Raw genomic sequence first — 13514 nt, 5'->3', positions numbered from 1 at the left:
TTGCTAAGTTGAACTTGACAAAGAGCGAATCTCTGAAGAAAAGGAAGCTGTTGTCACACCTTTACCATCACTGGTTTTAATCATCGCTACCCGAAATCGCAGATTTGGGTTAGCAAACCAAATTCGCTCCTCAGCAGCAGCGAGTTCATACTCTGTTAGCAGGGTAAAAATACCATCGTCACTCAGATGATATTTCGCCACTGCTGGGATTGTTTCAGCGTAGCCTTTATCCCGCAGGAGTTTGCCTCTAAAAGGATTTTCGGCATCGGGAATTGGTACTAGCACAGTACTGCCAGAGATTGCTTTATCGTCCCAGTCTGACTCACCTTCCCAAGTCATCCGAAAGGGATGAGTTATACTGGCGGGTTCAGTGTCATACAATTGACAGATTGCTAGCACTGCTGGATCGTTGCTGGATAGAGACTCAATGTCAATATTAGATAATACTTCTTCAAAGTGAGCGAATGCTAAATGATGAGCGCTACGCTGCGATCGCCATCGTCCAATTGAAAGTTCAAAAAATTCAGTAATTTCCATTAGAAAAATGATTTTAAAAAAGTAACTTAAAATCCAAGAGATATCTTGGCTAAAAAAAAGGTTATTCTCCTAGTCTATATGTTAGCCTCCTTCAATACAACTGCATTTAGGAGTGCTGAGTGCTGAGTGCTGAGTGCTGAGACGCGATTAATCGCGTCTGTACAAAAGTTAGGAGTTAGGAGTTTAGAGTTATTATTCTCTCCCCAGTCCCCAATCCCCAGTCTCCTACTTAGACAAATCTAAGCAACTTCAGTAATACTGATAATTTTGCCGCCTGTGCGATGAATATTTTGCACTTGTCCAGACAATTGGTTGTAGTTAACTACATATTCCAGGTTGCCCAGATGAGTACGGCGATTACCTGCACCTTTGACAACCTTAATCAAAAAGCGTTTGTCGGTGCTGCTGACACTAGAACCAGCGACGGGAGCTTTGATGGATGTAGGTAAATTGGAGCCGATATCACCGATCAGTTTGGCTTTGCGATCGCTATCACTGCTAGCAAATCCTCTCACTAAGCTAAAGGTGCGGTTAAAGGTAACATTCTTAATTCCGATTTGGGAGCTTGTGCTACGAACATAAGGAACAATATTTTCGCCAAAATTCTGCTGATATTCGTTGCTATCGATATAGGATTCGATCTCAGCATCATAGCCCTGTTCGTTGTAGATGCAGACGTGTTCTGAAATCTCTGCTTGATCGGCAGGAGGACGCCCTAGTAAATGTTTGAAGTTCAGTTCAATGAACCGATACTGAGAAGAAGAGTTGAAAAACAGGGATTGATAGAGTTCTGATTTGGCAACGGCGTTGACGAATTCGCGGACGCTGATTATGCGATCGCGCAATTGTGATTCAGCAGTGGCTAATCGCTCACTTGACAACAAGTAAGCATTACCCAAAACCTGTTTGTAAACTGCCCGAATCAGTGTTTGTAATTCACTTTCACTAATGTTCGGACGCAGCTCAACAATAGGTGAATCAATAGCCCAAAGTGACATTGAAGTATCTCCTGAAAAACGCTAATTAAATTAAATTTCCGAGCATCCTACCCCTTGTAGAGGTAGAATCTCCCATCGCTTGTCAGTTATTTTTGCTACTGACTAACTTTTGTAAAACTTTAGTTTGTAAAAGTGTGTTACATGTCTTCGTAGATCGCAACTGACAACAAAATTGATCAAACCCTAGATTAGCGATCGCTTTAGCTAAATTTTGATCGATCGGGATTTACGTGAAAAATAACCGAAAAGAATGATTTTCAGCTAAGGGAAGTTGCTCTAGGGTTATAATCCTAGATCGAGGCTAGCTACGCAAAGCGTCTTACACAGAAGCGGCTTGCCGCAAGATATTGCCTTTGAGCGTCTGTAGTTTTGCGTAAATCCCAGAACGAGCGACACTTGGGATTAAATTCTAAAAACTGAGTACAACGCGATGTGCGACTTTTTTTATTCTTGTGGGATGGACATCTTGTCCGTCCTTTATGGTATGGCAAGATGCCTACCCCACAATGGAATCAAGGTTTAACAAAATTAAGTTGCACATGGCGTGAGTACAGGGGAAATTATTTTTCAATCCCTAATCTCTAATCCCCAATTTCTATTCTTTAGTTTACAGGGGTAATACTGGCGATCGTACCGCCCTGTTGGTGAATCCGCTGATACTCTTGTGAAAGCTTATTGTATGGTACGAAAAAGACTTGGTTACTGCGGCGATATTTGGAAATGTTATTAACCACATTTGCCTTGTAGCCAGTAACTTCAATCCGGTAGACCTTACCATCATCACCAGATCCCACACCCTGACGAGTGCGAGGAGTAGATGTTGGGTTGCGGAATGTAGCGCCTTTGCTGGCTGGTGAAACCACAGGAGTAGGCGTACTTTGAATTAGCAAACTGTTTAATTTTGGTTGTTTGCCAGCTAAGTCACCTTTCAGGCTGCTGCTAGAGGAACCACGTACCAGTTGGAAGAAGTGGGTAAACTGAACCAAACTCTCGATAGCTTCGGTTTTGTAGCCTCGAATATAAGGCACAATGTTTTCCCCAAAAGTTTCTTGGTATTCGTCGCTGTCTAGATAAGAATCAATTTCACCTTCAAAGCCCTTTGTATCCAGAATAGTGCTGTGTGTACGCGTTTCTTCTAAATCCAATGGCGCACGACCAAGGAAATGTCTAAAATTTAATTCAATCGCCCGATAGCGAGGAGTACTATCAAAAAACCGCGAACGATAAAGTTCCGACTTCCCGACTTGACGCACAAACCCGCGAACGCTAATTTCACCCCGTTTTAGTTGGGATTCAGCAACAGAAAGCCGCTCACTTTCCATTACATAAGCATTGCCTAGAACTTGCTTGTAGACCGCTCTAATTACGGTTTCAACATCCTCATTGGAGCGATTTGGCCACAGATCAATCGGATCGGTGTCTTCAAACAGAGCGACCCCTAATCGTGATGCTGGTCCAAAAGCCATTCAAACTATCTCCCACTTAACAACTAAATTTTATGAGAAGAATATTCAGCAGACGTTAAAAAACTTTACATCATGGTGACAAAGTAGGGGACATAGAGACTTTAAATCCTTATTAGTCGTGATGATTTCAATTTCTTGCATCGTTTGCTTCTAGATATTGTGATACAATGCCGAAACCATATTTATTAAAATTTATTAAGTTAAATCATACTTTAAAAAAAAATCAGCTTTTTTTTAAAGTATGATTTGCGATTCGGATGTAAATTATGGTACTACTCCATTCCCTTGCGCCAGAGTATTAATTGTACGGAGTTACACAAGCTGATCAGGGTAAGTGGGCAAGAATAAATTCAACTACATTATCCAATGTGAAATTAATTAAGATTGTTTATTAGTCAAGGCTGAACTCTGACTACAAACCTTTAATTATTCATGCCCACTTAACTTATTATCGAGTTTGGAAAGTAGCTAGTTGGCTGATTAAATGGTCAAAATAGGGAGCAAGAATTTGCTGGCGATCGCCTTGGCAGCGTTTCAAACTAGCAGCCTTGATGCTTTTTAAACCTAAAACCATTGCATCTAATGGAACTTGTAATTCCTGATAAAGCAAATTCATATAGTGCAATCCTGGGGGATTTGTATATTCAGCGTGGCCACCTGCGATGCCATAGGTAATACAGCGAAGAAAATGCCAAAAATCTCGCCAGCAAGCTTGGGCACGTTCAGGTGGATAAAGACCACCTCCAGGCTGGATAATTTCGGGATAAGTTGCCAAAACTTGTTCCCTAGATTCATCAACGATTTCGGCTGCGCGATCGCGTAATAAGACAGCAACAGGAATCAAGGCTGAATTATCCGGTGACAAGGTTATAATCTGCAATAAATCTTCATCGCTTAAATAGCGAAAAGCATCATCCGCAGCTTGAAATATAGCGATCGCTGCTTTTGGATGGGACTGTTCCCACTCAGCAAAGCTGACAATTCTAGCTTTGGCGATTAATTCTTTTACGGTTTCGCTTAATTGAGTCATCGATTTAGGGGATAGGGGATAGGGGATAGGGCATGAGGCATGGGGCATTGTACTGGGGACAAGGGGGAAAAATCAATTCAAAATTCAAAAACTTCTGCCTCCTGCCTCTTCTTTTCCAATGCCCTAAAATAAAGAATAGCTGTACCAAATGCACTTATGGAAATCCATAAAATCCAAGCTGAACTGAAGAACCCAGATTTTCACTATCGTTTGAAGGCGATCGCTGCCCTCAAAGATTATGAATCAGAAGTTGCAGTTCCTCTGCTTACGAGTAAACTTCATGACTCAGAATTTTTAGTGCGTTCTTTTGTGGCTAGGGGTTTGGGTAATCAACAATCAGCGGAATCTTTTGCGGCTTTGATGCAAATTATGAAATTTGATGAGACTCCCAACGTGCGGGCTGAGGCGGCAAATTCTTTATCGCTATTTGGCAGAGTCGCAGTTTCTCATCTAGTTTTGGCATATTATCAGGATGACCACTGGCTAGTTAGGCGGAGTATTTTGGCTGCGATCGCTGAAATGGATTGCCCTGAAGAACTATTTGATATATGCGTTCAGGGTTTAAAAGATGAGGATTTCACAGTTCGGGAATCTTCTGTTGATGGACTTGGCTTACTGGCTAATTCTAGCCAACATACTGCGGCATTATCCCAAATACTAATGTTGGTGAATGATGAATCTTGGCGGATGCGTGTGCGAGTTAGCTATGCTCTCAAACGATTTGATCAGCCAGAAGCCAAAGCAGCCCTCAACCAACTCAGACAGGATGAGAATCACCGAGTTGTTGGAGCTGCTTTAGAAGACCTGTTGCCACAATAGCGGCTTGGGTTTGTCCGCAATGCAATTATTGTGAGAAAACTTATTGGATAAATAGTAAATATTTTATTTTACCTTAAATTTTGACTAAAATATCCGGTTAATCTGCCAAAATCTGGAAGAAAAAATCAACTTTTTCTAGATGAGGAGGCATTTGTGACTGATATCCAAACTGGTCAAATGACTTGGCGACTACCAGGTTCCTCAGAATGTGCGTTACATTTGCGGCATAATGCTTCGGAACCTTGGCGATCGTATAAAGAATTTCCACAATATTTTCTACCCGATCCGCCCGGTTTTTCTGAAGGATACGCGACATTTTTAGCGCTCCTGAAAAAGAACTGGCAGCCGTTGTAAACTCACTACAGAACAACTAATACCAATTCAAAATTCAAAATGACGCTCTCTACGAGACGCTAAAAGCGAACGCGGACTCGCTAACGCTGCGCTAACAAAGTTCAAAATTAAGAAAGCCAGACAGAACAAAGGTATGTCCGTATGTATTTGTCGCATTCTTTTTTCAAATTGGTATAATTAAACAATTCTTGATTTTGGGTCGCATCTTTAGTGCGTTGTCAGCACAAATTGGATTTTGGATTTATTTTGCTCACAAGAAGTACGGCTTGCATCTCAAATCTCAAATCTCAAATCGGTACGGTCAAGAACTCAAACTTTCACGAGTTGTTGTGCGGGTATAAGCGTTCCAAGCGTCGAGTTCTGAATGTGGACGGCTGCGAAGCATAGCTTTAGCTGTTTCTGTGAGTCCTTGAGCAAGAGTAAAATCTGCCCCAGCGATACTTTGAAGATGCTCCATCTCTGCATTACTCAAGTCAGTTGCTCGCAGGTCTGTATCCCGCAAATCGGCTCCAGTCAATCGAGCATTTCGCAAGCAAGCCCCTGTCAAATAAGCTTTTGTCAAATCAGCACCGCTCAAAGAAGCACCTTGCAAATTGGCTCCTGTTAAGTCAGCACCGCTTAGGTAAGCTCCACGCAGATTAGCACCTTGTAAATCTGCATTTTGTAAAGAAGCTGTATTGAGAAAAGCACCATTGAGATTAGCACCTGGACCTACTGCTCCAGTAGTTTTGTAATTATATTCTTCGGGCCATTTCGTTTGTGAATCATAACGCGCTACTTGGAGTTTGGCTTCTTGCAAATTTGCGCCACTTAGATTTGCTTGTTGGAGGTCAGCACGGTTTAAATATGCTCCCTGTAAATTAGCCCCACTCAAATCCGCTCCTCGCAGATTAGCGCCTCGCAAATCTGCTCCACTCAAATCAACATTACTTAATACCACCTCACTGAGGTCGGCTCCTAATAGCTTGGCTTTACTCAAGTTAGCTTGTCGTAAATCGACTTCCTTTAGATTGAATTGGTACAAATCTATCGAATCCACAGGGGTTCCGGCTTTGAGGGCTGTTAAGATTTCTGGAGTTGGACTGGGGCGATCGCTAGTAATAAGTTGAATTTCACTATTTGTCATCAGCTGATTAAAATATCACTTTTGGAGTTATTCTACACTTTAGCTAAATCGGGACTTCATCTCATCACTCAGTATTAATAAAGCCAAAATTTAATCAAACGAGGTTTCAAAACAGATGCATATAATACCGCCTTTGACAATGATCGACTTCTTCCGTAAAAGTGAAGGTACATGGTTTACAGAACGCTCCGTTCATCATTTTGACTCGGCGGCGGATGAGTCGGGGGAGTCAAATTTGATTATAAAAGTTATGGAAAAGGACGATCCGAGAGTCCAAGAAGTTTGTAAAGCCCAAGGCATAGATCCTAGTAAAGCAACAAGCGGTGCTAGCTTTGCATGGCAGGCTAACTTAGATACCAGGCTACCGAATACCGATAATGCTGCAATTTTAGTTGATGTTCCCAACGAAACAAGGCGTTCTGGAAAACTGATTCGCAACCAAGGCTATGTTGAGAGCATTCCGGTTGTCAGCCGATATCAGTTTGCCGATGATGGAGTGCTGACGATTAATACTGACTATGATAATAATCAAGGTCAGGAACGTTGTTGGTTTGTTACAGATGATTTTCGTGTTAGGGTCAGTACCGTGCGAATGATGAATGGAATCAACTTAATGACTTATTGTTCCGAGCGTCGCTGTGTTTCCCAAGAAGTCTTGGAGCAAATGATCAGTCGCAATCATGCTAGACGTTAACGGGAAATGGGAAGCAGGGGAGTTGGTGACAAGGTGACAAGAGGTGAGAACTTGCAACAAGTTTTTCTCCTTGTCTCCAATTCTCAAGAGTCCCCTTGTCCTCTTCCTCATGCCCAATCCCCAATTCCCAATCCCCAATCCCCAATCCCCATTAAGGAATGTTGCTTTGTTTCTCATAAATGAGACGTGCATGATTGCCATCACTTATTTTCATGCAAGGGTTAACAAATCATGCTCCATGTATAAGCCTTTCCTGGAATTTTTAGAAAAAGAGCTATTTCAGCGGTTTGATTTACAAAGTAGGTTCATTCCTCCTGGTTTGGAATTCAAAGTTAGCGATCGCGGCAGAAACCCAGCAACTATTCGCAGTTGGTCTCACCAATGTCAAGAGTTGCGGAAAATTCGTTATACCTACATTGATGCTGGGGAAAGCGCTCAAATTTTTAACAGTGTGATTTATCCCGGTCATCACTACGATTTACCTCTGTTAGGGATTGATTTTTTATCTTTTGGGAAAGTCAAAAACCTTATTGTGCTTGATTTCCAGCCTTTATTTCAAGATGAAGATTACCAAAAAAAATATATAGTTCCGCTAAAATCTCTCCACAATAAATACCCAGATTTGGCGCAAAACTTAGAAATGAAGTTTTACGATGCCAACCAGTATTTTTCTAAATACCTATTGTTTGCCAAAACAGATCCCCAAACAGTGGCAACACGAGTCTTTGAAGCTTTTCAAGATTATTTAAACTTGTATTGGCAAATGTTAGCAGATGCCGAACCGCTCCAAGACCCTGAAGATATCCAGCGGATTGTCAAAGCCCAAAAAGACTATGACCAATATAGTGCAGACCGCGATCCAGCATCTGGTTTGTTTAGCAGTTACTTTGGTCATGAATGGGCAGAGCGCTTTCTCCATGAATTCTTATTTGAAGATGCTGTTCCCCTAGCAGTCGGTGCTAGCAAAAGATGACCGATTGGGCATTAGGGATTATTAATTTTGAATTTTGAATTTTGAATGCGTGAATTCGGAGCAAAGCGACGTGACACTCTATCAACCATTTCTCGATTATGCGATCGCCTATATGCGATCGCGCTTGGATTTACAGCCCTATCCTATCCCCACTGGGTTTGAGGAGAAGAGTGCTGTTGTGGGCAAGGGAAAGAACCAGGAAGAGGTTGTCACTACCAGTTATGCCTTTCAAACTGCAAAATTACGGCAAATTCGGGCAGCTCACGTACAGGGTGGCAATTCGCTGCAAGTACTGAATTTTGTGATTTTCCCTCGCCTCAACTACGATTTACCCTTTTTTGGGGCAGATTTGGTGACATTGCCAGGAGGACATCTAATTGCTTTGGATATGCAGCCCCTATTTCGGGATGATCCAGCATATCAGGCAAAATATACTGAACCAATTTTGCCCATTTTCCACGCCCACCAACAACATCTGTCTTGGGGAGGAGATTTTCCAGCAGAAGCACAGCCATTTTTCTCTCCCGCTTTTCTGTGGACTCGTCCCCAAGAAACGGCTGTCGTAGAAACTCAGGTGTTTGCCGCTTTCAAAGACTATTTGAAAGCTTATCTAGATTTTGTAGAGCAGGCAGAACCAATAACAGATTCCCAGAATTTAGCAGCCATTCAGCAAGCCCAACTGCGATACTTACGATATCGGGCTGAAAAAGACCCAGCGCGAGGGATGTTTAAACGCTTCTATGGTGGAGAATGGACTGAAGAGTATATCCACGGATTTTTATTTGACCTAGAGAGAAAATTAACAACTATTAACTAGAGGCTCTTTGAGCGTACTCAGTGCTAAGTACCTCGTTACTGAAGACTCATTCAAGTCACGTTAAACTAGAAAAACAATCTAAGTTATACCAATTCAAAAAATGTTTGTGACATGATAAGCTGAGGCGCACCTTTTCCGATGCCTTGGGAAAGGTTGGAAAGAGGCCTTATCTATATTTGTTGCATTCTTTTTTCAAATTGGTATTAATTGTACTTAAACTAGTTTGTCTTCATAATGGTTTCCACCTTTCCCAATCCCTCTTCTGTCGATCTATCTCGCGTTCGACTTTCGATCCGCTCATTGCAACCGCAATTAGTAGAGTGGCGGCGGCGATTGCATCAACAACCAGAGTTGGGTTTTCAAGAAAAACTGACTGCTGAATTTGTATCACAAAAGCTGCAAGAATGGGGAATTGAGCATCAAACTGGCATTGCCCAAACTGGCATTGTTGCTACCATCAAAGGCAACAAACTCACGACTCCCCAAGTTTTAGCGATTCGCGCGGATATGGATGCTTTGCCAATCCAAGAACTCAACGAAGTGCCGTACAAATCGCAGCATGATGGAGTGATGCACGCTTGTGGACATGATGGACATACAGCGATCGCTTTAGGTACAGCTTATTATCTCCAGCAGCATCGTCAAGACTTCTCCGGTATCGTAAAAATTATCTTTCAACCAGCAGAAGAATCACCAGGAGGCGCAAAGCCGATGATTGAAGCTGGAGTTCTGAAAAATCCAGATGTTGACGCGATTATTGGTTTGCACTTGTGGAATAATTTGCCTTTAGGAACAGTGGGTGTACGTGCTGGGGCATTAATGGCAGCTGTGGAATGCTTTAACTGCACAATTTTGGGCAAAGGTGGACACGGCGCACTACCCCATCAAACTATTGATTCCGTTGTTGTTGCTGCCCAAATCGTTAATGCTTTGCAAACCATTGTCGCTCGGAATGTTAATCCCATTGATTCAGCAGTAGTGACAGTGGGAGAACTTCACGCTGGAACCAAGCGTAATGTAATTGCTGATACAGCGAGAATGAGTGCTACTGTCAGATATTTTAATCCTAATTTGAAAGACTTTTTTAACCAGCGTGTCGAGCAAATTATTGCTGGAATTTGTCAGAGTCATGGTGCAAATTATGATTTAGAATATTGGTCACTTTATCCACCAGTAATTAATGATGTAAAAATAGCAGAACTAGTGCGATCTGTTGCAGAAGAAGTTGTAGAAACTCCTGTGGGGATTGTGCCAGAATGCCAAACTATGGCTGCTGAAGATATGTCATTTTTCTTAGAAGAGGTTCCTGGTTGTTATTTCTTTCTAGGTTCTGCTAACCCCACGAAAGACTTAGCATATCCCCATCATCATCCCCGGTTTGATTTTGACGAAACCGCTTTGGCAATGGGTGTGGAAATATTTGTTAGATGCGTGGAAAAGTACTTTGCTTCAACTTAAATAATAGGGTAATTATTCCCCACGACAAGATTTAATAGGGTTTTTAAACCTACCCAAAACCTCAAAACCTTTTCTGATCATGAGTTTGGGGTAGGTTTATTAAAGAGAGTGAGGGTTGATGATTTTTTGAAAGAATTTGCTACATTGAGCGCTGGTAGCTCTTTCTTAGTCCCTTTTTTGAGTGGATGTCGTTTAATTCTTCTAAAGCCAAAAAATAACTTTTTTCGCGATATCGTTTCACCAGTGTAATACGCTCTTAATTTTTACTCTGCGTCTGTTTTACCCCGATGTTGTTATAAATAAATATTTAGTGAAATCAATTATGCGTTACCTAAAAACTTGTAGAGACTAGCAGTGCTACGTCTCTACATTACTTTTTCACTCATATCTCTAATTTATGACTGCTGGTTTCTGTTTATTGCTAACTTCTAAAGGCAGAAAAATCGTCATTACTTCCCCATAATGTGGACGCTGGCGGACAATTAGTTTGCCACCGATCGCCTGAAACAAATGCTTGGTTGCAGCAATATTCAAACTAATCGTACCTGTTTCTGGTTGGAACATCAGAAGTTGACCTAGAGCCTTGCGAATTGGTGGCGTTGCTGGTATTGCGGCTTTATTTGAATCTTTGCATCTTAATTGCGGCGATAATTGTAACTTCAGTTGATCTCCAGCTGGGATAACTTGTACTTGAATATGACTGCCAGCAGGTAAGCTGCGAGTAAAATTTTCCATCAAACCAGTAAGAACCTGATCCAGCATGGTGGGATTGCTCACCACAGTCGGTAGTTGCTGGGGTAAAACAACATTTAAAGTTAAGTTCCGCCGATGCGCTGCTTGTTCCCAACGGGGAATGCTCTGTTGCAACACTTGATCTAAAGACATCGGCGTTAGTTGGGTTTTTGACGATTTTGCTGAGGCAGTAGTTTCCAATTCTGCGGCCTTAAACAGCAATTCCATGCGGTCAATTTGCTCAGTACACTCGTGATCGATAATTTTTAAGCGATTGATCACGCTAGCATCTAAGTCTCGCCGCTTTAACAGCAGACGAGTCATGGTGCGAATAGTTGTTAAAGGTGTGCGGACTTCGTGAGCGAAGGCTTGGAGCAATTCTACATCAGGATTTGAGGATTGGGGACTTGTACTGAGCGTTCGCGTAGCGTCTCGTGGATAAGTATTAGGTATTGCAGATTGACCATTGGGGAAAGCTCTTCTCCCTTGCTCCCCTGCTTTTGTGCCCCCCTGCTCTTTTGCTTCTTCCCCAGTTTCTACTAAAGAGTCTTTAGTCTCTTCTGGTTCTGTTAATTCCTGAAGCAACAACTGGCTAAACTGCATCATCATTTGGTAGTCAGGAGCTACCGGAGAATACTGTTCTACTAATGCGTCCAAACGGGCAAAAATTTCTGGATTAGCCAACATTACCCGTGCCCCTAGCGATCGCCAAGCTTGCTGCACTACCTCTGGCTCAAAAGAAAATGAAAAGGTTTTTTTACCGTTTTTGTGGCTTGCTAAAACCAGGACTAATCTAAATTTATCTGTAAAAACTAAGCAAAACTGTTCTGCACCTAAAGGATCGGCAGGTAGTAAAGCAAGTACCGAATCATGGGGAGCAATGTCTTCATTTATAGATGCGTTGGCGTAGTCTGCCACTATCGCATCTGGCATCTGAAATGGCATCAGTGCCAAAGGGTTAAATGGTTTTGCTGTAAAAGTTACTGTTTGTAGACTTTGAGTCAATTTTGGTTGACTAAACAAAGGTGCTGGTGCAGCTAAGACTAATCCTTGGGTTGTGTCAACTGAAGGGTCTGCTAAAGTATTTAATAGCAAATGTTCTGTCGCTGCGAGGCTGACACGCCACTGCTGCTCTGCTTTAGCAGGTGAACATTCTGCCACACTTGATTGATTTTCAGCCAAGATTTCGCTCAGACTTGGCAATATCCATTGGTACACAGGCTTTCACCCCTTAATTCAAGAGCGACTAACAGCGTCAGGTTAGACATTTCACTACTATCTAAGAGGTTATAGCTATTTGTATACTGGTGACAGTGGTAGAACCGAACAATTCAGGGGCAATTTCCCCTCTAATAGCAATCGCACTTAGGGACTAAAAAACATTGGCACAGACTTTTAGATAGGCGTGGCGATCGCAAATTAATCAGGACTTACGCAACTGGCACAGGCGATCGCATTTTTTTAGGTAGATTAGCAATAGACTATCTGAAAAGCACTTTATGACTTCTTTTGATTCAGTTGAAGATTTGGTACTAGTTGCTGGCGCTACTGGTGGAGTGGGACAACTAGTAGTAGGCAAGCTGCTGGAGAAGAACTTGAAAGTTCGTGTGTTGACACGCAATGCCGCAAAAGCTGAAGAGATGTTTAACCAAAGAGTGGAAATTGCTGTTGGTGACATCCGTCAGTCAGCTACACTGCCAGCTGCAATGCCAGGTGTCACCCACATCATAAATTGCACCGGAACCACTGCCTTTCCCTCTGCGCGATGGGAGTTTGACCAATCTCCAAACTTGATTGAATGGGGAATTATTTTCCTTAATCCCAAATCTAGTGAAGCAAAAGCAAAGAATAGTCCGGCAAAAATTGATGCTCAAGGTGTGAGCAATTTAGTAACAGCAGCACCCCAGAATTTGAAGCGATTCGTTTTCGTCTCTTCTTGTGGAATTCTCCGTAAAAATCAGTTTCCTTTTAGTATTCTTAATGGTTTTGGCGTGTTGGATGCCAAACAAAAAGGCGAAGAGTCCATTATTAACTCAGGATTACCCTACACCATTATCCGCCCAGGACGCCTCATTGACGGGCCCTATACCTCATACGACCTCAACACCCTCCTGAAGGCAAAAACTGGGGGTAAATACGGTGTGGTCATAGGCACTGGGGATACACTTTCGGGAGATGCCAGTCGGATTGATGTCGCAAACGCTTGTGTAGAATGCCTTTTTCAGCCAAGTAGCTCCAGGAAAATTTTTGAAATAGTAAACCAAGGACAAAGACCACCTGTAATTGACTGGGAAACTCTTTTTTCTGGAATTGAGTAACTTCTAAGTGTTGAGTGCTGTTAGCGGTAGCAGAGCCTTTAGCGCGTGCTGAGTGCTGAGTTCTTATTCTCTCCCCATTACCCCTTATCCCCAGAGGGGGCCCCACCTTCCCCAATCCCCAGTACTTTTCTGTAGTTTATTGCCTTAAAAGACGGCAAACACCACTCAGATATTACGGTTCACCCTAATTAC

13 protein-coding genes are annotated in these 13514 nt (G+C 42.4%); 7 read left to right on the top strand and 6 right to left on the bottom strand.

What is annotated here, in order from left to right; translation table 11 throughout:
- Window positions 1-3: 3 nt before the first annotated feature.
- The 4 genes from V7K79_RS27160 to V7K79_RS27145 all read right to left on the bottom strand — a co-directional run bounded on the left by V7K79_RS27160 (window position 4) and on the right by V7K79_RS27145 (window position 4031).
- Window positions 4-537, bottom strand: coding sequence for a phycobiliprotein lyase (locus V7K79_RS27160; protein ID WP_335052230.1), 534 nt, complete (start codon window positions 535-537; stop codon window positions 4-6).
- Between the two features lie 239 nt (window positions 538-776).
- Entirely contained in the window at window positions 777-1535 is a 759-nt protein-coding gene (locus V7K79_RS27155; protein ID WP_335052228.1) for a phycobilisome rod-core linker polypeptide, read from the bottom strand.
- A gap of 602 nt (window positions 1536-2137) precedes the next feature.
- Window positions 2138-3001, bottom strand: a complete 864-nt coding sequence (locus tag V7K79_RS27150) for a phycobilisome linker polypeptide (RefSeq protein ID WP_335052226.1) — start codon at window positions 2999-3001, stop codon at window positions 2138-2140.
- A gap of 448 nt (window positions 3002-3449) precedes the next feature.
- The gene (locus V7K79_RS27145) at window positions 3450-4031 is read right to left on the bottom strand and encodes a phycobilisome protein (RefSeq protein ID WP_335052224.1); all 582 of its coding nucleotides are present in this window, start codon (window positions 4029-4031) and stop codon (window positions 3450-3452) included.
- A 156-nt stretch (window positions 4032-4187) separates the two neighbouring features.
- On the opposite strand from V7K79_RS27145, the gene V7K79_RS27140 reads away from it, so the two are divergent.
- Both V7K79_RS27140 and V7K79_RS27135 read left to right on the top strand, forming a co-directional pair.
- Entirely contained in the window at window positions 4188-4850 is a 663-nt protein-coding gene (locus V7K79_RS27140) for a HEAT repeat domain-containing protein (RefSeq protein WP_335052222.1), read from the top strand.
- Between the two features lie 153 nt (window positions 4851-5003).
- Entirely contained in the window at window positions 5004-5204 is a 201-nt protein-coding gene (locus V7K79_RS27135; RefSeq protein ID WP_181932960.1) for a hypothetical protein, read from the top strand.
- Between the two features lie 301 nt (window positions 5205-5505).
- Here the strand turns inward: V7K79_RS27135 and V7K79_RS27130 are convergent, their stop codons facing one another.
- Complete coding sequence (locus V7K79_RS27130) at window positions 5506-6330, bottom strand: pentapeptide repeat-containing protein (protein ID WP_335052219.1); 825 nt, start codon at window positions 6328-6330, stop codon at window positions 5506-5508.
- Window positions 6331-6445: 115 nt separating this feature from the next.
- On the opposite strand from V7K79_RS27130, the gene V7K79_RS27125 reads away from it, so the two are divergent.
- From V7K79_RS27125 to V7K79_RS27110, 4 genes are all read left to right on the top strand, one after another.
- A complete protein-coding gene (locus tag V7K79_RS27125) occupies window positions 6446-7024 on the top strand; it encodes a phycobiliprotein lyase (RefSeq protein ID WP_335052217.1) in 579 nt (192 codons plus the stop codon).
- 238 nt (window positions 7025-7262) lie between these two features.
- On the top strand, window positions 7263-7997 hold the full coding sequence (locus V7K79_RS27120) for a 15,16-dihydrobiliverdin:ferredoxin oxidoreductase (protein WP_335052215.1): 735 nt from the start codon (window positions 7263-7265) through the stop codon (window positions 7995-7997).
- A 70-nt stretch (window positions 7998-8067) separates the two neighbouring features.
- Window positions 8068-8814: a phycoerythrobilin:ferredoxin oxidoreductase gene (locus tag V7K79_RS27115; RefSeq protein ID WP_335052213.1), complete on the top strand. Its 747-nt coding sequence runs from the start codon at window positions 8068-8070 to the stop codon at window positions 8812-8814.
- A gap of 234 nt (window positions 8815-9048) precedes the next feature.
- Window positions 9049-10272 (top strand): M20 family metallopeptidase, encoded by a 1224-nt coding sequence (locus V7K79_RS27110; RefSeq protein WP_335052212.1) that lies wholly within the window; start codon window positions 9049-9051, stop codon window positions 10270-10272.
- A 390-nt stretch (window positions 10273-10662) separates the two neighbouring features.
- Here V7K79_RS27110 and V7K79_RS27105 read toward each other — a convergent pair whose 3' ends face one another.
- Window positions 10663-12222 (bottom strand): sensor histidine kinase, encoded by a 1560-nt coding sequence (locus V7K79_RS27105; protein ID WP_335052210.1) that lies wholly within the window; start codon window positions 12220-12222, stop codon window positions 10663-10665.
- Window positions 12223-12503: 281 nt separating this feature from the next.
- Between V7K79_RS27105 and V7K79_RS27100 the strand changes: the two genes are divergently transcribed.
- The gene (locus V7K79_RS27100; RefSeq protein WP_335052209.1) at window positions 12504-13322 is read left to right on the top strand and encodes an SDR family oxidoreductase; all 819 of its coding nucleotides are present in this window, start codon (window positions 12504-12506) and stop codon (window positions 13320-13322) included.
- The last annotated feature ends 192 nt before the right edge of the window (window positions 13323-13514 follow it).

Origin of the sequence: Nostoc sp. (assembly GCF_036917575.1) — a bacterium.
In the GTDB taxonomy this organism is placed as follows: Bacteria; Cyanobacteriota; Cyanobacteriia; order Cyanobacteriales; family Nostocaceae; genus Nostoc.
The sequence above is the reverse complement of the archived record's forward strand: the minus strand, read 5'-3'. Positions and strand labels throughout refer to the sequence as shown.